Genomic DNA, 25,596 nt, shown 5'->3' with positions numbered 1-25,596 from the left:
TGGGTTTACGGTGATAACAAAGGACTCTTTATTCGGATTTACGGTTTTTATTACCGGGGTGCTATGCGTGGTGCTTGCGGCGAAGGGTAACCTGATGAGTTACGTTTTCGGCATGTACAATACATTTGGTTACGCTTATTTATCTTATATTAATGGTTTATTTGGAGAGGTTATGCTGAATCTGCTATTCTTCGTTCCTATGAATGTTATTGGCTTCTATATGTGGAAAAATAACCGCCAAGAAGACGGCAAGCTGACCATGCGTCAGATGGAGCTTAGAGGCCTACTCCTCGTTGGGGCGGTCTGTGTAATCGGCTGTTTGCTGCTGGGATTCGGGCTTTCGTTCATTCCAGGACAGAACTCGCCTTACATCGATGCTACTACGACGGTGCTGTCCATTGTGGCGACCTTTTTAATGGTGCGAAGATTTAAGGAACAATGGCTGGTCTATATCGTGTTGAATCTGTTTACGGTGCTGCTGTGGGTGATTCGGATGCTGGAGGGCAGTGGAGAAGGTTTGCTGATGATCGTGATGTGGAGCGCGTATCTGGTCAACGCGGTTTACGGCTACTACGTTTGGAATAAAGGAGCTAAGGAGGTGGCAGCATGAAAACGCTAGGACTAACGCTGGGGAAGTTTGCCCCGCTGCATAAAGGGCATCAACTCATGATCGAGACGGCGCTGCAAGAGGTCGATGAATTGATCGTGGTCATTTACGAGACAACGGTCACTCCGATCCCACTTCATATCCGGGCGAACTGGATTCGGAAGCTCTATCCGGCAGCCCGGGTCATCGAAGCTTGGGACGGACCCGACGGGTATTCGGATGACAGGGAGCATGAGATTCGGGAAGAGCAGTATATACTCGGTTTGCTGAATGGTGAGCAAGTAACACATTTTTACTCGAGCGAGTTTTACGGTGAGCATATGAGTCTCGCTTTAGGCGCGGTAGACCGGCGGGTGGATGAAGCACGCGAGCGGGTTCCAATCTCAGCGACGATGGTACGTTCCGATCCATATAAGTACAGGGAGTTCGTAAGTGATATCGTGTACCGGGACTTGATCACGAAGGTGGTATTCGTTGGAGCGATGTCGACGGGGAAGTCGACGATCACCGAAGCGCTGGCACGGCAGTATTTCACAACCTACGCGAGCGAATACGGTCGGGATTATTGGACCGAGCATCAGATTGACCGCAGAATTGGCCTAGAAGCGTTCGATGAAATTGCGGTGGGTCATATCGAGCGTGAAGAGCAGGCTTTGCTTGCGGCGAACCAGTATCTGTTCGTCGATACCAATGCGATTACGACGTATATGTTTGCTCTGGATTACCACGGCCGGGCCCCTGAGCTATTAACCCGGATCGCGTTAGAGAACGCGCAACGCTACGATCTATTCTTCCTTTGCGACGACGATATCCCTTACGACGATACATGGGACCGCAGCGGGGATCAGAAGCGGCATGTTTTTCATAAACAGATCATCGCGGATCTGAAGGCAAGGCGGATTCCATACATTACACTTCGGGGGAGCCTGGAGGATCGGATGCGCAAGGTAGATGAGGTGTTGGCGAAGTTCAATCCCTATGGGAACTATTTTGGGGAGTTGAACGGTTAGAATCAAAAATCAAGGAGGCGAAACCACTTGGATTTGTTGGATCGCGATGGACTTACGGAACGTGAATTTTTGGAGCGTTATCAGGCAGGAGATTACGAACGGCCTTCGGTGGCGGCGGATATGGTTATCTTCACCGTGACGGAGGCGGAGACAGACAGTTATCGCAAACTACCGGAAAAGGAGTTGCGTATTCTGCTTATTCGCCGGGGAGGTCACCCCTTCCTGGGTAAATGGGCGCTGCCTGGTGGCTTTGTCTTACCGAACGAGACGACTGAGCAGGCCGCGGTAAGGGAACTGCGCGAGGAAACTGGCGTGGACGACGTTTATTTGGAGCAGTTGTATACATTCAGTGATATCGGGCGTGATCCCCGTACCTGGGTAATGAGCTGCAGCTATATGGCTCTGATCAACAGTGATGAGTTGGAGCTTAAGGCGGGAGACGATGCGGCCGACGCCGCCTGGTTCAAGGTATCTTATCGGTTGCTGCGGGAGCATAAAGAGCTGATTGAGGACGGATACGTCAAGACGCTGGAATACGAACTTAAGCTTAGCAGTGAAGAAGCAGAGCTTTCGGCGGTCGTGGCGAGGACGGTGACATCGAGGACTACATCGACTGGCACGGATTATACGATCGTATCGAATGACGGATTGGCTTTCGACCATGCGAAGATCATAGCATGCGCGATCGAGCGGCTGCGGGGAAAAGTCAATTATACCGATATTGCGCTGCACTTGATGCCAAAGCTTTTTACCTTGACCGAACTGCAGCAGGTTTATGAGGTCATTATGGATAAAGAGCTGTTGAAGGCGGCCTTCCGGCGCAAAGTGGCTGATCTTGTGGCGGAGACCGATCATTATACCGAAAATGCGGGACATAGGCCATCTCGTTTGTATCGGAGGAATTTGGAGGATAAACGATGATTTACAATCTGGGTGAGTTAAGAGAAGCATATAACGAGGGAAGAACGTACAAGTTCGTATTCTTTTGGGGTCATACGCCGCCTAAGGATGGGAGTGTTGACAAAAGCTGCTTCAGCCAATGGTGGATGTGTCCGTTCACGGTAGAGGGAATCGAGTATTCCTGTGCCGAACAGTTTATGATGGCTGAGAAGGCAAGGCTGTTCGGAGATGACGAGATGCTCGGGTCGATCCTTAAAGCTAAGCACCCTAAGGAGATGAAAGCTTATGGGCGTGCAGTCCGAAACTTTGACAAGGATATTTGGGATAAGGAATGCTACGGCATCGTGAAAAGAGCTAGCGTGGCCAAGTTTTCGCAGAATCCGGAGCTTGGCGAATATCTTAAGACGACGAAAAATCGCATTCTCGTCGAAGCAAGCCCACGGGACCGCATTTGGGGAATCGGTATGGGCCAGTCCAATCCGGATGCGGAGAACCCCTTGAAGTGGCGGGGCAAAAACCTGCTGGGGTTCGCGCTGACCGAAGCGCGGGACGAGTTGCTGCGGAGTTAGGTTCAGGATAACTTACTGATGAAAAATATATTCATATGAGATAACCACCCCCAAAGGATGAAATTGACCTATGATGTCAAAGGAGCAGTTATTATATAACAAAGGGGTTGCTTAGAAGATGAGCATTCATTTGAGCACAGAATTATGCCACATCTTTAATATAAGATATCCAATTTTTCTTGCGGGAATGGCTGGTGTGCCAGGGGTTCAATTGGCGGCAGCTGTATCTAATGCTGGAGGTCTTGGGTCATTGGGGGCGGCATACATGAGTCCCAAAGCCATACGAGAAGCGATCCAAGAGATCAGAAAATCAACGGAATCTCCATTTGCTGTTAATCTTTTTTCGACTTCATTCGTCGATAATAACTCGAGGATAAGAGAGGTCCAAAATGAACTTAACAAGATACGCGAAGAGTTAGGGATTATACAGGCCTCAGGTGAAGATGTGAGTACGCCGAACCACTTTGAGGAGCAGTTTGCAGTCTTGCTTGAAGAAAAAGTTCCGGTAATTAGTGCGGCTTTCGGGTTACTCCCAGATAACCTTTTACAGCAAGCAAAATCGGCAGGAATCCGAATCGTGTCTATGGTAACGACTGTGAATGAAGCTATCTTAGCTGAACAGGCTGGTTGTGATGCGATTGTTGCACAAGGTAGCGAAGCAGGGGGACATCGAGGAACTTTTGACATCTCAAAGCATCCAATGGGTGCAAATATAGGTGTTATGGCTTTGGTTCCCCAAATTGTGGATCAAGTTAAGATTCCTGTTATAGCGGCTGGTGGCATTATGGATGGTCGGGGACTTGTTGCTGCTCTTGCTCTTGGTGCTCAAGGGATACAGATGGGAACACGATTCTTAACGTCTTTTGAGTCCGGAGCTCATGAGGATTACAAGGATGCATTAATGAGAAGCACGGAAGAAAGCACAGTGATCACGAAGGTATTTTCGGGCCGTCCTGCAAGAGGAATAGTCAATAAATTTATTAAACACTGGGACGGAAATAGCGCCCAGCCACTTCCATTCCCAACTCAAAATACAATAACACGAGACATTCGGAATGCTGCATCTGAACAAGGTAATGCGGAATATATGTCATTGTGGGCAGGACAAGGTACGAGAATGCTTACAGATCGTCAAAAAGTAGAGAATATCATGTCCGAAATACTGCAACAGGCGAAATTAATATTGCAATGAGGATCTGACTCACTCAATCCGAAATGTTTACGGAAAAGGATACAGTCTTGGCTGACTATTTTATATCGTTAGTCATCAAATTGCGCTTCTGTAAAGCTTCAGCAACAGGGAAATGGGATAGTAATTTTTCAAGCGTGGTACTTACCAAGGATAACTCCTCATCGGTGAATAACTTTTCTAGATCGTTGTGTATCTTTTCTTCGAAATAACGAATCTGCTCGCTTCTTTCCAATCCTAATGAAGTTAATTGTAAAAGGACATACCTAGCATCATTTGGATCCACGACCTTATCAATAAGTCCTTCCTTTACCAATCGCTCGACTAATCGAGATGGACTCCCCATTTCACAGACAAGCAGTGAGCCCAAATCCTTTAAGGAGATGGGTTGCCATTGCTTCAATACTTGGATGACCTCGGATTGAGAAGGAGTTAAATCAATCATTTTCATGTACTCGTTCAGTTGTCGGCTACCCAATCTTTGGGCGGCTAAAACATAGTATCGAAATCGTTCGGCTTCAAACTGAGATAAAGTCATAAAAAGTTAACCTCCAAAGGATTTTATGTAATGATTTGTGGCTTTATATTCGGATCATGGTTAGCAAAAACAAACCGACAGTCACTTCTTAACGAGAATTCTTGTACCCAACGCAAGGAATTGGTTGCTTCTTCAATGTTCGTCGTTACGCCAGGCAGGACAAAGTCTCTCCATGAGCGTTCGGCATACCCTACATCACTAACTAATAGCACCCAACCTGTTTCGGTTTTAACCATTATTGAAAATTGACCTTTACTATGACCAGGTGTATGTACTAAGTATAAAGTTCCGTCTTGGAATAAATCGAGACCTTTATAATACGGACCGAAAGGAATTTCTTCTAGTTCGAAGGTTTGTATAGGAACGCCTTGCCACATTGATGGGATATAACCGAAATCGCGGTTGGCTGCTTTCCATTCCTGCGAACTAGTTAATATTTTTTTTGAACCGCGTATATCCTTTAGGCCGCTTACATGATCGGAATGAAGGTGTGTAAGAAGTACATAATCCAAATCTATATCTTGCAGCCCCATTAAAGATAAATGCTCCCGAACGGACTGTCCTGGCGGTAAATCCCCCTTAAACATCATATATGAGATCCTGCCCAAATGTTTCTTGGGGTTTATGCGAATCTCTTCACTCCACCCTGTATCGACTAGAATATTCCCCTTTGGGTGCTCGATTAAATAAGACGAAACGGGGACCCAGCTCTTCTTTGATTGTGATCGGAATAAACCAGTAAATGGAGCGGGGTGAAGTGATTTTTCTTGAAAAGCAAGTGCACGATCAATGTAGACCTTTCCAGTGTGCCAAATATGAATCGTTGTCATATGCGCATCCCCTTAATAAATGACGTGTCATCTATACATTATTATCCATATTAAATGACGCATCATTTATTTACAAGAAAAATTTAACAATTTTAAACGTGCTGTTATAGATAGCGTGGAGGACGGCAAGTTTTAATTGTACAACTCGAATCAAGTATGTAAAAATCGCCGGTGATATGATCCAAAGGAAAGGAGGGAGGACTTCCATGTACGAGTGGAATGAAATGGTCCAGCAAATGGTAGACTGGGTGGAGAGCAATATTACGGAGAGCACCTCTCTATTGCAGATGTCAGAACAGTTAGGTTATTCCCCTTATTATTGTTCGAGGCAGTTCAATCAGTTAACCGGGATGACATTGCGGGATTACATCTGGACTCGAAGGATCAGCCGTGCCGCCCTGGAGCTTCGGGACACGGATCAACGGGTTCTGGATGTTGCCGTGAAGTATGGTTTTTCATCACAAGAGGCATTTACCCGAGCATTCAATAAGGCTTTTCGGCTCACCCCTGCAGCATACCAAAGAGCACCTCGACCTATTCCATTGGCTATTCGTCAGGAGGTATTCTCGCCTTATCATTATTTGATCAAGGAGCGGGATAAGATGAGTAAGGTACATTTGCAATCAGCGGAGATCAAAGTCGAGTTCATTCCGACGCATAAATTTATCGGCATCTGGGACATTTCCGTAACAAACTATGGGGACTTCTGGAGAAACGGTCACTCTTGTGATGAGATCAGCGGTACGTTGGAGAGTATGTCCAATCATGCTCTCCCTGGACAACTTGGTCAGACGGCAGGATGGTTCTACCAGAACGGTCAAAAGGGGTACTTGTATGGAATCCCTGTTTCACTGGAGTATGATGGACCGATTCCGGAATGTATGGAATGCAGAGAAATTCCGGAATCGGAATATTTGGTCTTTTTCCATCCGCCTTTTGACTACCTAAAAGATAATGGTGCTGTTATGAGAACAACTGAAGAGGTAGCATGGAACTTCGATCCCCAAAGTATGGGATACGAATGGGATGAAGGGATCAAACAGGACTACCAACGCCATTTCCCAGAGGGTTATGGTTATGCAGTGTTGCGACCAGTGAAAAGATATTAGAAGTTTAAGGATGACAGAGTGGTGAACCGTATCATAAGTTGGTTGGATGCCGGCTCTGATTCAATTGATCCATATATAGAAAAGGCAGGATCAGGGGATAACCTGAACCTGCCTTTTTGCGTACTAATCTGTTTGTTTCTTAGTGAACTAAACTCTCCAAATCCGGCTGCAATTTATTCCGTAAAACATACAGCATGAAAGCTCCAACAAGGAACGCGACAGCATCGGCAATGACGAGCGACCAGACCACCCCGTGGAAGCCATTCGTGTGGTTGGCGATAAACAACACAGGAATCAGAGTAATCCCTTGAATAATTGACATAATAAATGCGGCGGTTCCTTGTGCTGTTGCTTGAAAGATTCCAGTAAACAAAGTGGTCATCCCTGTAATGAACAAGGATAAGAACGTTACATGCAGAATGTAACTGCCCATTTCAATTAATTGTGGGTCATTCGTAAATAAACCAATTAAGTTGTCTGAAATCAGATAGACGATAATGCCGAACACGACAGCTAACGCAGCAATCGCTTTGATCGTAAATTGGATCGTGTGCTTCATGCGTAATTTATTCGCTGTAAAAGAAAAGGCAATGAGCGGCACGACTCCTTCGCATAAGCCCAACAGAATAAACTCAGGAAATTGCAGTAAACGTGATGAAATTCCGTAGGCTGCTACAGCCTGATCCCCATATTCGACAAGAAAATGGTTTAAGATGAGCGACATTGCACCCAAAAAGATACTCATTATAAAGACAGGAACTCCAATTTTGAATACGTTGCTCAGAATATCTTTGGTAGCCTTGAACCATTTTGCGGAGACGGTTAAGAACTGGCTCTTATATCCCATATGGAAGGCGTAGAATACACTCGCAGCCAAGTTGGAAATGACCGTAGCGGATGCAACGCCGGTGACGCCCAAATGGAAGACAAAAATGACTAGCGCATCGAGAATAATATTCACGACAACGCTGAGAATCATGCCAATCATCGACGTGATTGCCGCACCTTCTGAGCGCACGATATTCTCAAGCGTGAAGAATAATATAACGAATGGGGAACCGATTAGCATAATCGTGACATATTCTTTCGTGAATCCGAAGGAGTCAGCTGTTGCTCCCAGTCCATTAACGATCATATCAATCAACGGGAGACCGACGGCAATGACGATTAGACCAAGAACTAAACTGCTATAAAAAGCGAATGAAGACACATGCTTTACATCATCATATTTTTTCTCTCCCAGCAAACGGGAGATGAATGTACCGCTGCCCATGCCAATCAAGTTGCCTAACGCCATAATGACCGCGAATAACGGCAAGGTTAATGCGAGCGCAGTTAGCATGGCGGTATTGTGGAGCGTCCCAAGGAAGTAGGCATTCAAGATGGAATAGATGACACTCATTGATGTACCTAGCATCATGGGTACAGCGAAATGAGCTACGGCTTTTGCGACCGGTGCTTTTTCAAAGTAATAGAGGTTTTCTGCATCCATGTGGATCACTTCTTTCTTTTCATGATTGTCTAACACTGTTAGATTGAACCTTACAGTGTTAGATGGTATCATGATCTTATAAATCTGTAAAGCACAAACTTACACTGTTAGATAAAAGGACGGATACCGATGAAAAAACAGCAGCCTCAGATATCGGAGGATAAGATTTTGGAAACCTCATGGGAGCTTCTGGGTGAGGATGGCATCGAGAAACTCAGTATGAGACGACTGGCCGACAGGCTTGGGATTCAGGCTCCTTCATTGTATTGGTACTTCAAAAGCAAGCAGCAACTCTATCAACGTCTGGCTAACCAGGTATCGAAAATCATTCTGGAGGAGTTTCACTCCGAGGGGGACTGGAAGGAACAGCTGACAGGGCTTGCGATAACGATGCGAAGCGTACTTACCCGATACCCCTGTTCTACGCAGCTCATGATGATGACGCTGCCTCACGAACCGGACATCATCCGGTTCACTAACCGCATGCTCCTCTGCGTGGAATCGACGCCGCTTGAGCAAGAGCAGAAGATGCAAGTGGTTACTACGCTTGTGAACTATGTCTTCTACTTCGTTCTTGACGATTATCAACATGAGCGCAATGTCTCTGCGATCATGAAGGAGCAGGGAGAGCTTCCAAAGGATGATCTGATTCGCCTGCTGGACTCCATGAGCGATGCGGATGCTGGACTGTTCCGGAGGATGTTCACGAACGGGTTGTTCGAGTTGATGGGGACTGACGTGGCGTTTGAGTTCGGTTTGAAGGTGATACTGCTCGGGATTGAACAGGTGATAAAGGAGCAGGAGAAGTAGAGAGTAAAAAACCGCTCATCCGATTATTGGATGAGCGGTTTGCTATTTTCTGTGCCAAGTACTTTTTATGGGATCGAATCATGGTATTTGTCGATATACAGTGTCCCGTCCATTTGGATCTCTGCGTAAAATACTTGATCCAAAGAATGAATGCTGGCTTTCTTTAATTGTTGGTTGAGCCAGGCAACGGAGACATCCATTTTTTTAAGGTTTTTTTCTACGATTTTGCCATCAATGATAAGCTCCGTCGGGATTCTTTGAATAGGTGTAACGGTTGCTTTTATATCTTTTTTTGTTGCAGGCAGTAGTTCTTCTTTCTTCAACACACTGAGTTTACCGTCAGGTTCCAGAATTGCAAATTCGACTTCTTCGGGTGAGAAGACGTCCTTATTCTGAAGCAGCATGGTTAAATCGTCGACGTTGAGATGCTGTTTAGCCAGTGCCTTTTCCAAAATCTCGCTTTTTTGATGAGAATCGTAGGCTGGCCATCGAGAATCTCACGAGCTTTGACGGAGTGCAATCCAATCCATGCGATAATGAACGCCAAGAGCGACCATAAGAGCAAGCTAGCTATTCCTTGCAGCAGTGTGATTTGTCTGTTGACGATAATCTCGGCCGTGGTGGAGCCGAAAGTAATCCCTGTTACATAATTGAAAAACGTTAGGTGTCCGAGTTGTTTTTTACCGAGCAGGCGCGTCAAAACAAGTAGAGCAACAAAGGACGTTGCCGTACGAAATAGAATCTCCCCATATGTCATGAGCTGAACCCCTTGCATAACAGATAGCTATAGAGTGGTCTTTATTATCATTGGTTATACTTGTTAAGTGAAAGGAATCTAATGAAGATGCACGGCTGTACGAAAGAGCAAACGAGTGTGCTGCTTGCAGTAGGCAATCCTATGAAAATCAGGATGGGGAGGTCGTCTTTTGACAAATGTCCTGAGGACTACGGGTACTGTTCGCAATCTAATATAAAATAGTCATTATAGGGAGATGAACAGCAGATGAAGTCATATTTTAATCATATACCTTATATAAGAGACAATTGGGAAGAATTACAAAGTATGTTTACTGAGATTCGAGTTCCTCCAAAGACAACTCTTTTAAGAGAAGGAGAAATAGCGAGTCGTATATACTTTATAAATCAAGGTTGCTTGAGACTGTGGTTTAATGATGATGGAAGAGATATTACTTTTCAATTTTTTTTCGAACAACAAGAGGTATCTTCCTTTGAAAGCTTTTATAACAATGAAACGAGTTTATTTAACATAGAAACGGTTGAGTTCTCACATCTTATACTGATTGAAAAAGACGATTATCAAAAAATGCTCACCATGTTTCCACAACTAAAGGAATATTTCTCAGAAAAATTGGCTGATAGATTTGTGAAGTACACGAAACTATTTCTTTCGCGAATAAAAGATTCTCCTCAAAAAAGGTATATGGAGTTATGCTCCAATAACCCGCAACTTTTAGAACGCGTTCCTCATCATTATATTGCGTCGTATTTAGGTATAACGCCTGTTTCTTTAAGTAGAATTCGCAGTAGAATTTCATCCGATATTAACAATGGTTAATGCGTCAATCTGACATAGAGCGTTAAAATCTCATAGTAAATCATGAAGTGGAGGATATTTATTATGAGAGTTGCCATTGTTTTTAATCATCCTTATGAAGGAAGCTATTGTCATGCTATCTTAGAATCCGTTAAAAGGGGTCTTGATAAAGCAGGTCATAAAACTGACGTCATACATTTGGATCAAGATCAATTTAATCCTGTTATGACAGCGAAAGACTTATTAGCCTTTAGAAATAAAAAATCCATTGATCCACAAGCTATGGATTATATACAGCGTATAAAAGCAGCAGATCATCTGGTTTTTATCTTTCCTATTTGGTGGGAGTTAATGCCTGCTTTAATGAAAGGATTCATTGATAAAGTCATCTTTCCTGGAGAGACCTATGAATATACAAGATCAGGTTATGGAATGGTGACACTGATGGATAATCTTAAATCTGCTACAGTGATTACCACGATGAACACACCCGCAATGATGTATAAGTTCATGTATGGTGATGCTATTAAAAAGTCGCTCATACGAGGAACGCTAAAGAAATCAGGTATTAAAAATGTGAAATGGTTGAGCTTGAATATGGTCAAAGCTAGTTCTCGAGAAAAAAGAGAAAAGTGGCTCGGAAAAATAGAAAAACGATTTACCGATTTAAAGTAGATATGATTTTTGATATGCAATTTATGACTAAACTCTTTACGCTTAATTTGGGTACGGTCTGTCTCTTTGTCGCCTTGCTTCTGGCGCTTACCTATATGTTTCGTAGAAAGTTAAAGAAGCGCTGGATGTTATTACATCGGGTGTTGACGATACTCCTTCTAGTCCTTATCGTTCTCCATGTGCATGAGGAGATTGAGCTTCAACATCAAAATAGGTCGACCGACGTAGTGGGAGGGGCTTTTTCATAAGTGCGAAAGACTCTGGAAAATTTATACCTGAAAGCGTTGACAGGATAATTAATATTGAGTATGATTTATCCATAAATATCTGGATTGTTACTGCTATGGCAGGCAAGACCTAAAGTTTCACGATACGTGTGTATATGCGCGCAGCACGTATCGTGATATTTAGGTCTTTTTTTATTGGAGGTTTAATCATGAGAGTCTACAAGATTTTTAATAATAATGTTGTGGCCACAATTACCGATGATAATAAAGAGGCAGTTGTTCAGGGTTCAGGTATTGGATTTCGCAAAAAAGTAGGAGATTTGATCGATTCTAATAAAGTCGAGAAGCTCTTTGTCATTCAGGATGAGGAAAAAGCAAGATTTTACAAGCTTATGGAGAACACATCTATTGAATACCTCCAAATCTCTCAAGAGATTGCGGATGAAGCGAAAGAAAAGCTAGATATCGAGCTTAGCAATATGGTATTGATATCACTCACAGATCACATCAGTTTTGCAGTTGAACGATACAAGCAGAATGTTAATTTACCCAACTTGATGTTAAACGAAATCAAGGTGCTCTATCCTAAAGAATTTTCAATAGGTGTATGGGGATTAGACAAAATACGCGAAACCATCGGGATTCAGTTGGAAATGGATGAAGCAGGGTACATCGCTATTCATATCGTGAACGCAAGATTGAATGTGGGCAAGGATAATACAACAAATATTTTGAAGCTGAGCAAAGGTGTTCTGGATATTATCTTTGACATTTATCATATTGATTTAAAGGATGATACATTAGATACTCATCGGCTGCTCACGCATTTAAAGTTTCTTGCACAGCGCATCTTTATGAAAGAGACAGTAAGCTTTCAAGAAAGTGAAGACATATACGATTTATTAATTCGGAAGGATCCGGATCTTAAACGATGTCTTCATGAAATAACTTCTTTTGTTGAAAACACCTTTTCATATCAGCTTTCGACAGAAGAACAAGTATATTTAATGATTCATCTTCTAAGAAATATTAAATAGGATTGTTACGGTCAATGGACCGGCAAGACCTGGATCATGTTGAAATCATTCAAGGGATAAAGACTTTCTTTTTCCGTGGGTGGTTTACGACATGTTTCGGGTCTTTTCTTTTAAAATAAGAAAGGAAGTTGTTCATGAAAAAAAAGGTCATGTCCCTATTAGAACAATTCTCTAAATCGATGGTACAGCCAATCATGTACGTTGGCGTCATCGGTATGATCATGATTTTCGGTGTACTATTGACCAACAAAACATTACTAGATGTATTGCCATTCTTACAGTGGGGACCCATTCAGTTTATCGGTAATCTTATTTATCAAGCGGTCATGGCAATTATCAATAATTTAGGTTTGTTATTTGTTGTTGGATTATCTACAGCATTTGCTAAAAAAGAAAAGCACAGTGCAGCAATCGTTGGTTTACTATCATATTTAGTATTTTTAACATCCAATAACATCGGATTAAAAACGTTTAATATGTTAATCACGCCAAGTGAGATGGGTTTCTATGGAACCGGTCAAGCACAGGTATTGGGAATTCAAGTGTTAGACATGGGCGTGTTTAGCGGGATTATCCTTGGTTGTGTTGTAGGTTATGTATTTAACAGGACAAATCATGTGCAAATTAAAAACCCGGTGTTTCAGATGATATCCGGGGTCAGGTTCTCGTTTTTTGTGATGATTTTTGTATCTATGTTTTTAGGTTCGATATCCGTGTGGGTATGGCCGTATGTACAAGATTTAATCAATGCTTTGACAGGAGTTATATCCAAAACAAATGAGTTTGGTTTGTTCCTATTTAGTTTCCTGGAAAGACTTTTAGTGCCGACTGGATTGCATCACTTGGTGTATACACCTTTCTTATTTACAGAGGTTGGTGGTGTTCAAACGATAGGTGGACAAACCTTCTCCGGGGCATATGCGGTTGTTATGGCTGAATTAAATAATCCTTCCATACCGTTCTCTGATTCCATTTACTACATGATGGCGATGGGATTCACGAAAATGTTCGCTTATATCGGTATTGGTCTGGCATTTATCTATACAGCACATAAGAAGAATAGAGCAAAGACCATTGCATTAATTATCCCATTGATGATTACAGCATCGATCGCTTCTATTACAGAACCATTAGACTTTTTATTTGTTTTTGTTTCTCCATTACTTTACTTTATACACGCTGTACTCGCTGGAATATTTATCGTCTTATTAAAGCTCTTTAGTGTGACAGCAATGAGTGGAGGCTTATTGAACTCCGTCATTATGAACGTTGTATTGGGTGTAGAAAAAACAAGTTATCCGATGTACTTCTTATTAGGTGCACTTCAAATCGTTGCTTACTTTGTGATCTTTAGCTTCTTGATTAAGAAGTTGAAGTTGAAAACACCTGGCCGCGAAGATGATGTGAATGCAGTTCAAATTGCAAAGCCTTCATCCGAGCAAGCAATGCCACAAGCACAAGGTGCACTAGAAGAAGTCGATGTGGAGAATATCGTAAATGGGCTTGGTGGTAAGGATAATATTAACGAGGTTGAAAATTGCTTTACGAGATTACGAGTGAATGTGAAGGATGCAGAACAGATCAATGATAATCTCCTTAAGCAATATCCAAATAGCGGGATTGTAAAGAAAAACAATGACATTCAGATTATCTATGGTCTACAAGTTCCCGAAGTTCGTAAAGCAGTTGACGCATATTTAGAAAAACAAAAATAGGAAAGAGAAGGTGTTTATAAATGATTATAACTATAGCTGGTGGGGGAAGTACATTTACTCCAGGAATCGTAAAGTCCATTGCACTGCGTCGTGAAGAGTTAGAGGTTACTGAAATCCGTCTGTTTGATATTGATAAAGAACGTCAAGATAAGGTAGCGATTGTAGTTAATTGGATCTTAAAGGAAGAATTGAAAACAGATATTAAGCTGACAGTTACTACAGATGAGAAAGAAGCATACACCGACGCTAGCTTTATCTTTGCTCAAATCCGTACTGGAAAATATGCAATGCGTGAGCAAGATGAGAAAATCCCATTGAAATATGGATGTGTGGGTCAAGAAACATGTGGCCCTGGTGGACTTGCTTATGGACTGCGTACCATATTCCCAATGATGAAGGTCATTGATGACGCAGAGAAATACGCTAAAAAAGATCATTGGATTTTAAACTATTCCAATCCTGCTGCCATTGTATCTGAAGCATGCCGTAAACTTCGTCCAAATGCGCGTATTATTAATATTTGCGATATGCCAATTGCAATTGTTGATATCATTGCTCAGTCATTAGGAATTAAAGACTACACAGAAATTGAATACGATTATTTTGGTTTGAACCATTTTGGATGGTTTACAAGTATGACACATCAAGGACGTGATATACTCCCAGAAGTCAAAGCATATATGAAGAAACATCAAATCTTGTTACCAGAATCATATATTGAGAACATCAAGAAAAACCTAAATGCGGATAATCGTCATGCCGTTAGCTCTTGGGTTCATGTGTGGGAAACGATGTATGAAATGACTGAATACTTCCCGGACTATCTGCCAAATACGTATTTGAACTATTATCTCTTAACGAAAGAAGCTGTAGAAGCAGCGAATCCAAATCACACACGTGCGAATGAAGTTATGGAAACACGTGAAAAGAATCTGTTTGATGGTATAGAACAATTCTTGAAAACAGGTGAGATTAATGGAGAAGCATTCTATGCCGGTGCACATGGTAACTGGATTAGTGATCTAGCCATTGCCCTCAAAAATGATACGCGCCAACGCTTCTTGGTCATTGTTGAGAATCGTGGAGCACTCCCTAACATGCCGTATGATGCCATGGTAGAAGTACCTGCATACATTGGGAAGAAGGGTCCAGAAGTAATTGCTCAAGACAATATTTCTTTGTTCCAGCAAGGGTTAATGATGCAGCAGCTAAACAGTGAGAAGCTTATTGTGGAAGGTGCTATTGAAGGCAGTTATCAAAAAATTCTGCAAGCTTTCACACTCAATAAAACCGTTCCAAGTGCTCGCGTAGCTAAACAAATCTTGGACGATATGATTGAAGCTAATAAAGGTTATTGGCCTGAATTGAAGTAATTCTGCCTGCTACTCATGTGATCACTTAAAAATTGTCGCCGTTCACGCTCCTTATTGGGAATCGGACGGCGATTTTTGTTATAGTAACGGGAGGACGGTAATGAGATAGGAGATAAAACAATGGGAAATACGGATAAGTTTGAAATGATAGCGAATATGTATGACACTCCAGAAAGAATTGAGATTGCACAGGTATCAGCAGATGCCATTCGTGAATATGTAGTTGATGCTAAAAGTAAGAATGCTATTGATTTTGGGTGTGGAACGGGTCTTGTCGGAATGAGGTTGTTAAATGATTTTAATTCTATTCTTTTTCTGGATACGTCACCAAAGATGATTCATCAAATAAAGCAAAAAATTGCTGATCAAAATTTAGAGAATGCAGATACATTATGTTTTGATTTTGAAAAGGGCAGCCACTCTGGTTTACATGCTGACTATATTTTTATGGTTCAGGTTCTACTTCATATTCATGATGTTGAAATGATTCTATCCAGGCTATTTGATGTTCTGAATGAAGGAGGACATTTAATAATTGTAGACTTTGATAAGAATGAAAAAGTAGTTTCAGATCTCGTTCATAACGGATTTAATCAAGAAGAGCTAACTGACATCATGACTAAAATAGGGTATAGGGATATTCAATCCAAAACTTTTTATTCGGGAAGTAAAATATTTATGGGTCAAGATGCATCTATGTTTATTCTTGATTCTCAAAAGTAAACTTCTAGTCTTGTGGTTTTTAATGCGAGGACTTGCTGTCGATAAAACGTGTAGCAAGTCTTTTTTCTGCTCTTATATTTGGAATTCAGGAAATATTATCAATGTAAAATCATTTATCTCTTTACAGTATAAAAAAACCAGTTATATAATGGGAAAAGTGTATCTTTTGACCTAGGCGTATATTACATTATTTATCATCATACATAAGGGAAGAGGAATGGTACAATTGCAGGTTTGCAGTCAATGTGGTTCTAAAGTCACGACAGGTTCAAGGTTTTGTAAAAACTGCGGAGCAAAAACAAATGCAGAAGAAACAAATTCAGCACCGAAGCAAGCAGTAAACAACGCAGCTGAAGAGGCGCCTGCTCCGTTGAAGCCAGAAGAAGCCAACCAGATGAAGGAGCTGCCAAGCGAGCCTGTACAGGCTGAGGCTGTTATCGCTGCATCGCACGCACCAAAGCAGAGTCCTGCGACCCGAACAGGAAAGAAGCGTATCCGAATCATTCTAGCAGCTTCGCTACTTCTAGTTGCAGCGCTGCTGGTAGGGGGCTATCAATTCGGAAGTTATTGGACATCGGATGAACGATTATTTAGCCGATTTGAGGAAGCAATCGAATCACAAGATTACAAAGTGATGGCTTCCATGTTTGCTTCTGATGAGGAGAAGCTGGTCATTAACGAGCAGACCGTCAAAAGCTATGTGGATTATTTAAAGGAAAATAATGAGTTTGTAAGCGATATAGTGAAAGATTTGCGTAAGCAGTCTTTTATGCTGGAAAGCGGCAGTGTGGTTGAGAGTGATACGAGCCACGAGGTAGTGCTTCAGCAAAAGGGGAAAATAGCGTTTATTTTCAAAGAATATAAACTTCATATAAACCCCGTACATATTAATGTTGCAACCAATTATAAAGACACGATTATTAAAATTAATGGAGAAGAAGTGGCGGTCGCGAAGGAAGCAGATTTCGACCAGACCTTTGGTCCATATTTCCCAGGCGTCTTCGAGCTTGAGGCGGTGCTGCATACCGACTGGATCGATCTTGAGCGAAAAGAAACCGAGACAGCCATGAGTGGAGGGCAAGATTACACAGCATATATGGAGCTGGACGGCGCAGAAGTTGAAATCAATACTGGCTTTTACGATGTAACGGGTCTAAAAGGAGAGCTCCTTGTAAACGGTAAGGCAACGGGTATCAATCCATTCGAGACACCATGGTTTGGTCCAGTTCCTATGGACGGCACAGCGAAGTTCTTGATTGAGATGGAGACGCCGTGGGGTAAGATGCGAACTGAAGAAATGCCAGTCGAGGACAGCGTCGTTTATCTCAATATAGGGGATATTCAAGATGCTGCGTTTGAGGATAAGCTGATCGAGCAAATTGTGCAATTTAACCGTGATGAAGTAAAAGCTTATACAACGGGTGATCTGACGTCGCTGGACTTGGTAACGGATAACATAATTAGCTATGAGCAGACAATTGCGGATCGAATCAAGCAGAGCCAGGAGGCACAGCGAACGACATATCTGGGCTCGACCTTCGATTTGGATAACTTTATAGTCTCCCAGAACGAGGGGCAATGGAGGCTGACCGTGCTGGCCACAGGCAACTACAGGTATCAGTACAAAGAGGGGAAAGCTTGGGACGCAGGGATCGAAGAATCACAGGGCAGATATTATACGCTGATTTATGACGAGAAAGAGCAGCGATGGTTAATGGATGCAGTGTTGGTCTTTTACGACGGCGAAGATTTCAGTGATAACCTGAAGGAGGTTAGGGAACAAGATGTAGTTGCGCATGAATCGACGGTACAAAGCGCGGCGAATCAAGTGGATCTAGCTTCCGTGCAAACGATTATGCACAATTACTTGTCATTATCTGTTGAGGCCATTAATAGTAGAGATTTCAGTCTAGTATCTGGTCTATTGGATCCAGCCGGACCGGCATACGAAGAATCGGAGAAATATATCCCCTATTTAGAGAAGAAGGGAATTACCGAAGAGCTTCTGGATGTACAAGCCATTTCTTTTCGTGTGTTGGACGATATAAGTGTTGAGGTGACAACCAATGACACTTACAACATTATCGATAAGGATGGAAATCGGAAGGAAAGAAGCTATACGAGTACATATAAGCTAGTAGAACAAAACGGAGAATGGAAGATTCACACTTTAATTAAAACAGTAGAAAAATAACAAATCGGACAAGGTGGCTAATACAATGTACTGCGGACAATGCGGGACCAAGATTCAAGAACATGAAAGTCAATGCGGAAATTGCGGCAAACCGATCAGTCAGCCGATCAAGGCTAAGACAGCTACGATTAACTATAAAAAATGGGGCATTATTGCCGTTATTGCGGTTCTCATTATCTTCTTTATACCTAAAATGTTCGGCGGTGAGGCGAATATGTCTAGCCCGTATAAAACAGTTACCGGTTTTATTAAAGCCGTCAAAAAGCAGGATATCGAAAAAATGTACAACTTCTTCAAACCGGATAACGAGATGACCAAGTCGGAATTGACATTCTTCAAAGAGCAATATAAAGAAATGATGAAGGACTCACCGGTTAAGGTTAAGGATTACAAAATTCTTGATGTGGAAATCGACGGCAAAGAAGCAACGGTTGAGTATATGGTTGAGGTCCAATACGGGGATGAAGTAGAGAGGACAGAAGAGTCTATAGATTTAATTCAGGTAGGGAGTAAATGGTACATCGATGACAGTTTTTATAATTTTTAATTGCTTGTAAAAAATGCTAGGGGGAATAGCCATGCAACAATTTTCGAAAGTACTAAGTGAACTCAGCAACTGGTTCCAGACGATGAAGTGGTACCCGTTCGTAAGGGCAATTGAGCTAAAGTTATTATTCGGAGCACTAGGCATAAAGTTGTTACGAGAGTTGTTGTATAATTTTCTGCCGGTAAGCTCTTATCGTACATTGAACACGATTTTTTACACGATTCCAATCGCATCGCTGGTGCATGTCGTATTCTTTCTTACGGTTTGGACGACACTTGCTTCGAATAATGTGAAATACACGCCCTATGCGTTGTGGGCATATGCATTTATTATGCTATTTCCATTTACGGGCTTATCCTTATCGGGTATGATTATGCCTGCTGTATATGTGTTCCTGGGCTATGCGCTATTTAAATATACGACATCGTCCTATGCTCTGAAATTGGAGAAAGTTGGAGAGTGAGATTATGAGTTTCTTAGATAAAATGAAATCCGGTATGAATCAAGTAAAAGACAAAGCAGCACAAACTGTAGAAACTACACGAATAAGCTCCCAAATCTCAAGCAAGCGCGAAGAGAGAAATGTGCATCTGAAAAAGCTCGGAGAGATTGTTCATTTAGCGAATCAAAGAGGAAACTTCCAGGAAGTGTTAGAGCAAATTCAACACAGCTCCAATGCGATTACACAAGTGGAACTTGAGATTGAATCGTTGGAAGTACAGTTGCTTCGGGTTAAAGGGGAAAAACGATGCAGTTGCGGTGCCATCATCCCTGCGGAGTCTAGATTCTGTAACTCCTGTGGTAGCGAAGTGAAGGAAGAGGACCGCGTCCTTGTACCAGCTCCGGTTGTAGTAGAGCAGCCAGTGAATGCATTTTGTACCAGTTGCGGCTTGCAGATAGAGAGCGACTCTGCATTTTGCACCTCCTGCGGAGCGAAGATAGAATAATCTAGTTTTTCTTGTTTTTAAAAAACCTTACTGACGGAAGCTGTCAGTAAGGTTTTTTTATAATGGGTATATAGATTAATCAAATTGCGAGGAGTGTGTGTCTGTGTATACCCCAAAAGCTTATCTTTATGTATTTGATACGATGTCAGACTGGGAAGTGGGTTATCTGATTGCAGAGCTGAACACGGGAAGGTATTTCAAAAAAGGATTAGCGCCCATAGAGGTCGTTGCAGTAGGTATTGATCAAAACCCTATTACGACAATGGGGGGATTGAAAATTCTTCCTAGCATTTCTATCGATGAGTGTATTCTGGAGGGGAAGGATATTGTCATTCTTCCGGGTGGGGATACGTGGATGGAGGCTATTCACGAACCTGTATTGAGAAAAGTTGCTGCATCATTAAAAGAAGGTACTGTTGTGGCGGCAATCTGCGGTGCAACCATGGGACTTGCAAGGATAGGATTACTAGACTCAAGAAGGCATACAAGCAACAATCTAGAATATATGAAAATGATTTGTCCGAATTATAATGGAGAACAATTGTATGAAATGGAACCGGCAGTAACGGATGGAAACCTGATTACGGCATCAGGAATAGCTCCGCTTGAATTTGCGATGCATGCTTTGAATGCACTGGATGTATTTGCACCAGATACATTACGTGCATGGTTCGATCTTTACCAGACTCATGAAGAAAAATACTTCATCGAGTTAATGGACTCGATCCAGAAAACGAGGAGTTAAGGAGAGGTGGAATCGCTTATGCTTCAACATCCGCATTCATTATATGAGTATCATGTTTGGGCGAACGAGCAGTTGTTCTCTCATCTGGAGAAGCTTCCAACCGATGTGTTTCATGCTGAAGTGGTGAGCGTGTTTCCGTCCGTGTCGCAAACGCTTGAACATATGTACTTATTCGAACAGCTCTATATGCTCGTGCTAGCTGAAGTTCCTACGGGTGACATTTTCCCGAAAATCCCGGGCTGGAGAGAGGAAGCACAAGGAAAAACGGTGGACGAGATGAGGCAGCTCTTCGCTGGCGTCACTGACCAATTCCGAGATTTGCTGCGTCGTACACCTGATCTGGATAAAGCAATGACAATTGAGCATCCGCGATACGGCAGTCTTGATACGCGTTTCTCTGACATCTTGAGTCATGTGGTTAACCATGGGACCTACCATCGGGGTAATGTGACCGCGATGCTAAGGCAACAAGGGTATGCTGGGATTCCGACCGATTATTTGTTTTATTTAGTGGAACGACAGGAAGTCTAGGGGAGAATAAACCGTAGTCGAAAATTGATATGGTATACAAATTAAAGCCGCCTCTCCATTAGGAGAAGCGGCTTATTCCTCTTTATAAAATTACATAATGTTGTTGAGCGGCGTAGCCTACATATTAGTCCTCTAAGAGACTAGAAGATTGTTGTCCCTTATGTCCCCCAGGCAGTAGAAGGCCGATCAGCGCTCCCACGATAGCTGGAATAAGCCAGCCCAATCCGATACCATACAGAGGTAAGTACTGGGTAAACAAGTCATGGATCGGCTCTATATTTAGCGGGGTAGCTTTAAGGCCGTCAACCAGGCTGACGAGGAAAGTCAGCAGCAGGCTCACCCCGTACACGGTGCGCTTACCTTTAAAGAAATCATGCAAGAATGTCAGCAAGATGAGTACGATAGCCACCGGGTAGATTATCGCTAAAACCGGCACGGAAAATTGGATTAATTGATCTAGACCGATATTGGCCAACAGGGCGCTGATAACACTCAAGATGATGCAAATACTTTTGTAAGACATACCTGGAATGATCTTTTGTACATAGCTGCTACATGCGGTGGTCAGGCCGATGCTTGTCGTCAGACAGGCAAGCAGAACAATGATGCCCAGTACAAATCCTCCGAATGTGCCGAAATAATGGTTCGTCACTGAGGTTAATACCTCACCACCATTGGCTAGAATGCCGAAAGTGGATACGCTGCTAGCTCCGATATAAGTCAAGGATGTGTATATAACAGCGAGCATTGATGCTGCAATTAAGGCAGCTTGGAAGCAGACGGCTAGAATGCTTTTGCGCTCGGTGATACCTTTCTCCTGAATAGCGTTGATAACGATAATGCCGAATACCAATGCGGCGAGCGCATCCATCGTCAAATAGCCCTCTTGGAAACCTTTAAAGAAGGCGTGGGAGGCATAACCGGCTCCCGGTTCTTGAGGTGTGCCTAGGGGTGCCGCAATGGCTACGATCGCCAACACTGCGATGCATACGATCAAAATAGGTGTCAGTATCTTTCCTACGATATCAACCATTTTGGCCGGGTTAATGGAAAGAAGTAAGGTCACCGCGAAAAATAATACGGTGAAGACCGCCATGGCTAGCGTACCATGCTCCGCATCGATATATGGCTTAACAGCGATTTCGTATGAAACGCTGCCGGTTCTCGGCATGGCAAACAACGGTCCAATTGTTAAGTAGAGTAAAGTTGTGAATCCGAAGGCAAACCAAGGGTGCACGCGATTAATTAATGCGAGCAAGTTTTTCGAGCCGGAAAATCCGAGCGCCAACGTTCCAAGCAAAGGCAGGCCGACGCCCGTGATCAGGAAACCCAAGTTTGCTTGCCAAAATTGATCTCCTGCATTTTGGCCCATCATCGCGGGGAATACGAGATTTCCCGCCCCGAAGAATAGAGCAAATAGCATGAGTCCGATTGTCAAAGTTTTACTAAAAGGAATGCGTTGCATATAATGTCTCTCCAGTATCAAAATTCATTTTTTGTTATTTACTTCTTTATTTCTACATTATTCGATAAAATTCGATAACACCTATTATAGTTTAGAAACGAAAGAGAGTCCATTGAAACAAAAGTGGTATCTGTTAGGATACCCTAATGAGAAGAATACTACTATAAGTTTTGTAGTGAAGAGAATCCTAGTTGCCTGCTAACAACAGTGCGGTACCATATCGACATAGCCACCAACCTATGATATGGTGAAAGAAACCTATAGGCATTCCACTCTTCGCAGTGGGGTGCCTTCGTCTATATTTGCGGGTTTTTTACATTTAATGTATTGCTATCGATCTGAAAGGATATGGAGGTCGGGATGCTATGTTTCTCTATTTATCCCCGATTAGGGGAGGTTCGACGGTTGCTGTTACAGCGCTTAAGATCACTTATGTAAAGGAGAGGTAAAGCATGACTGCATGTATTCATACAGAAAGACGTCAGCGATTGAATTCTTCCGGTTTGCGGAATTTACGCCAGGAGGGACGCTTGCCGGCAGTCGTATTCGGCAAACACGCGGACAACGAAATCATTCACATTTCTACTAAACAATTTGAAAAATGGTTAAAGCAAGGGGCCTCCGGCTTTATCGAGTTGAAGATGGAAACAGGCCAGCCGCTTACGGTTCTTCTGGAGGACCTTCATCGGAACCCGGTAACCGGCGCGCTGTTGCACGCCGACTTTCAACTTGTTCAGACAAATAAGATTATTCGTACGAAGCTCGCGGTGAAGTTCATAGGCACTCCGATCGGAACGAAGTCGGGAGGGGTCGTACAAATTCAGGATCCGTATGTGGAAGTGGAAGCGTTGCCGAATAACTTGCCAACTTCAGTCGAGCTGGACATCAGCGCGATGGGTATCGGAGAAACGCGTTTCGTGAAAGACCTAGTCTTGCCAGCCGAAGTGACGGTCGTCTCCGGGGATAACGAGCTACTCGTATCGGTGTCGAAGCCGTAATTATGCAATAAAAATGAGCCTAGTACATTACACAATGTACCGGGCTCATTTTTTTTACTTTGCCTTAAGTCCGTAAGTTAGTTAACTATTAATAATTTCCAGTTTATGTGAAAGAATCCTTCCATATCACTTCGTTCATACGTATAGTTCGCATAGAAATCTCTCCTGAGGAAAGTTTATCTTGTGAGAGCACTCTTTTCAATTGACCCTGAGTCATTTATAATTGACTCGAGGTCAATTTAGTAAACTGGAGGAACAAGATGAGACAAAAAGTTGCACTTATTACAGGAGCATCTTCAGGTATTGGAAGAGAGACAGCAATCGAGTTGAAAAATAGAGGCTTTATCGTTTACGGCGCTGCTCGGCGGACGGAAAAAATGAAGGATCTTGCCGATCAAGGAATACACACTATATCTTTGGATGTAACCAATGATGAGTCTATGGTGAATTGTGTGAATGTAATTCTGGAGAAGGAAGGACGTATTGATGTCCTCGTCAATAATGCCGGCTATGGTTCGTACGGAGCGGTAGAGGATGTTCCCATGGAAGAGGCGCGGCGCCAAATAGACGTTAACCTTTTTGGACTTGCTCGAATGACGCAGCTTGTATTGCCAAGCATGAGAAAAAACCGATTTGGTAAAATAGTTAATGTTTCATCCATGGGTGGGAAGGTATGGACTTCATTCGGTGGGTGGTATCACGCAACCAAGTTTGCTGTTGAAGGATTCTCTGATTGTCTTCGAATGGAAGTCGAGCCATTTGGCATAGATGTCATCGTAGTGGAGCCAGGTGGAATCGCAACGGATTGGGGAATCATTGCTGCTGAGAATCTTCGGAAAGTATCTGTTAACGGTGCATATGAGCAAGCAGCAAATAGGTCAGCTGATAATATGGTTAAGACTTACACTGGCAATCTTCTCACAAAGCCAGAAGCCATAGCTCGCTGTATTGGTAAAGCTGTAACCGTCAAAAGACCGAAGACACGCTATTTAATTGGTTTCGGTGCGAAGCCTATGGTATTCCTTAAAACTATTTTTAGTGATCGTATGTTCGATAAGATCATCAAAAGATTCAGTTGAAAAAGCATAAGAAGTACGGAGGACTAATTATATGATAAAAAGCCAAGGTGTAACGGCGATCGTTGCAGGCGCGACGGGGCTCGTCGGACGAGAACTTGTAAAAATGCTGCTGAATCATCCCGCGTACAATCGCGTAGTTGTACTTGTGCGCCGGGAGATCGGATTGTCCCATCCTAAGCTGGAAGAGCGCCACATTTCGTTTGACCGATTGGAGCAGGAAGTGGAAGGTGAGATGTTCAAGGACGCGGACGTTTTCTGTTCGCTCGGAACGACGATTAAGCAGGCGGGCAGTCAGGAAGCGTTTCGCCGCGTCGACCATGACTATCCTTTGGCACTAGGACGGGTTGCTCGCCAAAATGGTGCAGCAAGCTTTATAATCGTAACGGCAATGGGCTCGTCCGACCGTTCGAAATTATTCTATAACCGTGTGAAGGGAGAAACAGAACGGGATTTAGCCCTCCTTGGGCTCTCACGTCTCGTCGTGCTGAAGCCTTCTCTCATGTTCGGTGATCGAGCTGAGAATCGTCCTGGTGAGCGAGCAGCTATCGTTATTTTCCGTTTGATCGGTGCATTGATGATTGGACCACTTGCCAGGTACAGAGCGATCGAGAGTCGAATTGTATCTCAAGTAATGGTCTTGGCTGCGCGTAGAGAGGGACCGAGCTTGGAGGTTCTAGAGTCCGAGCAGATATCCGCACTTGCGGCAAGAGTATGAGTTATCGATTCGAGTT

General features: G+C 43.0%; 26 protein-coding genes and 1 pseudogene. 22 read left to right on the top strand and 5 right to left on the bottom strand.

Annotated features, from left to right (window positions below):
* The first annotated feature begins 10 nt into the window (after positions 1-10).
* The 5 genes from pnuC (at position 11) to ACFQV5_RS08240 (ending at position 4,278) form a co-directional block, all read left to right on the top strand.
* Entirely contained in the window at positions 11-610 is a 600-nt protein-coding gene (gene pnuC, locus ACFQV5_RS08260) for a nicotinamide riboside transporter PnuC (protein ID WP_379245514.1), read from the top strand.
* A complete protein-coding gene (locus ACFQV5_RS08255) occupies positions 607-1,617 on the top strand; it encodes an AAA family ATPase (RefSeq protein ID WP_379245512.1) in 1,011 nt (336 codons plus the stop codon). Before pnuC ends, ACFQV5_RS08255 begins: the two co-directional genes overlap by 4 nt.
* A gap of 27 nt (positions 1,618-1,644) precedes the next feature.
* Entirely contained in the window at positions 1,645-2,538 is an 894-nt protein-coding gene (locus ACFQV5_RS08250; RefSeq protein WP_379245510.1) for an NUDIX hydrolase, read from the top strand.
* A complete protein-coding gene (locus ACFQV5_RS08245) occupies positions 2,535-3,086 on the top strand; it encodes a riboflavin biosynthesis intermediates N-glycosidase (protein ID WP_379245508.1) in 552 nt (183 codons plus the stop codon). Before ACFQV5_RS08250 ends, ACFQV5_RS08245 begins: the two co-directional genes overlap by 4 nt.
* 118 nt (positions 3,087-3,204) lie before the next feature.
* Complete coding sequence (locus ACFQV5_RS08240; RefSeq protein ID WP_379245506.1) at positions 3,205-4,278, top strand: NAD(P)H-dependent flavin oxidoreductase; 1,074 nt, start codon at positions 3,205-3,207, stop codon at positions 4,276-4,278.
* Between the two features lie 55 nt (positions 4,279-4,333).
* Here ACFQV5_RS08240 and ACFQV5_RS08235 read toward each other — a convergent pair whose 3' ends face one another.
* A complete protein-coding gene (locus ACFQV5_RS08235; RefSeq protein ID WP_379245504.1) occupies positions 4,334-4,813 on the bottom strand; it encodes a MarR family winged helix-turn-helix transcriptional regulator in 480 nt (159 codons plus the stop codon).
* A 23-nt stretch (positions 4,814-4,836) separates the two neighbouring features.
* Positions 4,837-5,643 carry an N-acyl homoserine lactonase family protein gene (locus tag ACFQV5_RS08230; RefSeq protein ID WP_379245502.1) on the bottom strand — a complete coding sequence of 269 codons (807 nt, stop codon included), beginning with the start codon at positions 5,641-5,643 and terminating at the stop codon, positions 4,837-4,839.
* 206 nt (positions 5,644-5,849) lie between these two features.
* On the opposite strand from ACFQV5_RS08230, the gene ACFQV5_RS08225 reads away from it, so the two are divergent.
* Positions 5,850-6,752, top strand: coding sequence for a helix-turn-helix domain-containing protein (locus ACFQV5_RS08225; RefSeq protein WP_379245500.1), 903 nt, complete (start codon positions 5,850-5,852; stop codon positions 6,750-6,752).
* Between the two features lie 139 nt (positions 6,753-6,891).
* Here ACFQV5_RS08225 and ACFQV5_RS08220 read toward each other — a convergent pair whose 3' ends face one another.
* Positions 6,892-8,244, bottom strand: a complete 1,353-nt coding sequence (locus ACFQV5_RS08220) for an MATE family efflux transporter (protein ID WP_379245498.1) — start codon at positions 8,242-8,244, stop codon at positions 6,892-6,894.
* Positions 8,245-8,373: 129 nt separating this feature from the next.
* Here ACFQV5_RS08220 and ACFQV5_RS08215 point away from each other — a divergent pair, with 129 nt between their 5' ends.
* Positions 8,374-9,054 carry a TetR/AcrR family transcriptional regulator gene (locus ACFQV5_RS08215; RefSeq protein ID WP_379245496.1) on the top strand — a complete coding sequence of 227 codons (681 nt, stop codon included), beginning with the start codon at positions 8,374-8,376 and terminating at the stop codon, positions 9,052-9,054.
* Between the two features lie 65 nt (positions 9,055-9,119).
* On the opposite strand, the pseudogene ACFQV5_RS25565 reads toward ACFQV5_RS08215, so the two are convergent.
* Positions 9,120-9,811: pseudogene (locus ACFQV5_RS25565) on the bottom strand (YetF domain-containing protein).
* A 246-nt stretch (positions 9,812-10,057) separates the two neighbouring features.
* Here ACFQV5_RS25565 and ACFQV5_RS08200 point away from each other — a divergent pair.
* From ACFQV5_RS08200 to ACFQV5_RS08145, 12 genes are all read left to right on the top strand, one after another.
* Positions 10,058-10,630 carry a Crp/Fnr family transcriptional regulator gene (locus ACFQV5_RS08200; protein WP_379245490.1) on the top strand — a complete coding sequence of 191 codons (573 nt, stop codon included), beginning with the start codon at positions 10,058-10,060 and terminating at the stop codon, positions 10,628-10,630.
* Between the two features lie 63 nt (positions 10,631-10,693).
* Positions 10,694-11,284, top strand: coding sequence for an NAD(P)H-dependent oxidoreductase (locus tag ACFQV5_RS08195; RefSeq protein ID WP_379245488.1), 591 nt, complete (start codon positions 10,694-10,696; stop codon positions 11,282-11,284).
* A gap of 436 nt (positions 11,285-11,720) precedes the next feature.
* On the top strand, positions 11,721-12,548 hold the full coding sequence (locus ACFQV5_RS08190; RefSeq protein ID WP_379245486.1) for a PRD domain-containing protein: 828 nt from the start codon (positions 11,721-11,723) through the stop codon (positions 12,546-12,548).
* Between the two features lie 134 nt (positions 12,549-12,682).
* Positions 12,683-14,263, top strand: coding sequence for a PTS transporter subunit EIIC (locus tag ACFQV5_RS08185; protein WP_379245484.1), 1,581 nt, complete (start codon positions 12,683-12,685; stop codon positions 14,261-14,263).
* A gap of 20 nt (positions 14,264-14,283) precedes the next feature.
* Positions 14,284-15,636 carry a 6-phospho-alpha-glucosidase gene (locus ACFQV5_RS08180; protein WP_379245482.1) on the top strand — a complete coding sequence of 451 codons (1,353 nt, stop codon included), beginning with the start codon at positions 14,284-14,286 and terminating at the stop codon, positions 15,634-15,636.
* A 120-nt stretch (positions 15,637-15,756) separates the two neighbouring features.
* A complete protein-coding gene (locus ACFQV5_RS08175; protein WP_379245480.1) occupies positions 15,757-16,359 on the top strand; it encodes a class I SAM-dependent methyltransferase in 603 nt (200 codons plus the stop codon).
* A gap of 217 nt (positions 16,360-16,576) precedes the next feature.
* A complete protein-coding gene (locus ACFQV5_RS08170; RefSeq protein ID WP_379245478.1) occupies positions 16,577-18,553 on the top strand; it encodes a TcaA NTF2-like domain-containing protein in 1,977 nt (658 codons plus the stop codon).
* Positions 18,554-18,578: 25 nt separating this feature from the next.
* Entirely contained in the window at positions 18,579-19,100 is a 522-nt protein-coding gene (locus tag ACFQV5_RS08165) for a zinc ribbon domain-containing protein (RefSeq protein WP_379245476.1), read from the top strand.
* A gap of 31 nt (positions 19,101-19,131) precedes the next feature.
* A complete protein-coding gene (locus ACFQV5_RS08160) occupies positions 19,132-19,563 on the top strand; it encodes a hypothetical protein (protein ID WP_379245475.1) in 432 nt (143 codons plus the stop codon).
* Between the two features lie 34 nt (positions 19,564-19,597).
* Positions 19,598-20,047: a zinc ribbon domain-containing protein gene (locus ACFQV5_RS08155; protein ID WP_379245473.1), complete on the top strand. Its 450-nt coding sequence runs from the start codon at positions 19,598-19,600 to the stop codon at positions 20,045-20,047.
* 103 nt (positions 20,048-20,150) lie between these two features.
* Positions 20,151-20,792 carry a type 1 glutamine amidotransferase family protein gene (locus ACFQV5_RS08150; RefSeq protein WP_379245471.1) on the top strand — a complete coding sequence of 214 codons (642 nt, stop codon included), beginning with the start codon at positions 20,151-20,153 and terminating at the stop codon, positions 20,790-20,792.
* 18 nt (positions 20,793-20,810) lie between these two features.
* Positions 20,811-21,323, top strand: coding sequence for a DinB family protein (locus tag ACFQV5_RS08145; RefSeq protein WP_379245469.1), 513 nt, complete (start codon positions 20,811-20,813; stop codon positions 21,321-21,323).
* A 124-nt stretch (positions 21,324-21,447) separates the two neighbouring features.
* Here the strand turns inward: ACFQV5_RS08145 and brnQ are convergent, their stop codons facing one another.
* The gene (gene brnQ, locus ACFQV5_RS08140) at positions 21,448-22,788 is read right to left on the bottom strand and encodes a branched-chain amino acid transport system II carrier protein (protein WP_379245467.1); all 1,341 of its coding nucleotides are present in this window, start codon (positions 22,786-22,788) and stop codon (positions 21,448-21,450) included.
* A 452-nt stretch (positions 22,789-23,240) separates the two neighbouring features.
* Between brnQ and ACFQV5_RS08135 the strand changes: the two genes are divergently transcribed.
* The 3 genes from ACFQV5_RS08135 to ACFQV5_RS08125 all read left to right on the top strand — a co-directional run bounded on the left by ACFQV5_RS08135 (position 23,241) and on the right by ACFQV5_RS08125 (position 25,580).
* The gene (locus ACFQV5_RS08135) at positions 23,241-23,786 is read left to right on the top strand and encodes a 50S ribosomal protein L25 (RefSeq protein ID WP_379245465.1); all 546 of its coding nucleotides are present in this window, start codon (positions 23,241-23,243) and stop codon (positions 23,784-23,786) included.
* Positions 23,787-24,046: 260 nt separating this feature from the next.
* Complete coding sequence (locus ACFQV5_RS08130; protein ID WP_379245463.1) at positions 24,047-24,865, top strand: oxidoreductase; 819 nt, start codon at positions 24,047-24,049, stop codon at positions 24,863-24,865.
* Between the two features lie 31 nt (positions 24,866-24,896).
* On the top strand, positions 24,897-25,580 hold the full coding sequence (locus ACFQV5_RS08125) for an NAD(P)H-binding protein (RefSeq protein WP_379245461.1): 684 nt from the start codon (positions 24,897-24,899) through the stop codon (positions 25,578-25,580).
* The last annotated feature ends 16 nt before the right edge of the window (positions 25,581-25,596 follow it).

It is taken from the genome of Paenibacillus sp. GCM10028914 (assembly GCF_042666275.1).
Taxonomy (GTDB): domain Bacteria; phylum Bacillota; class Bacilli; order Paenibacillales; family Paenibacillaceae; genus Paenibacillus_AQ.
The sequence above is the reverse complement of the archived record's forward strand: the minus strand, read 5'-3'. Positions and strand labels throughout refer to the sequence as shown.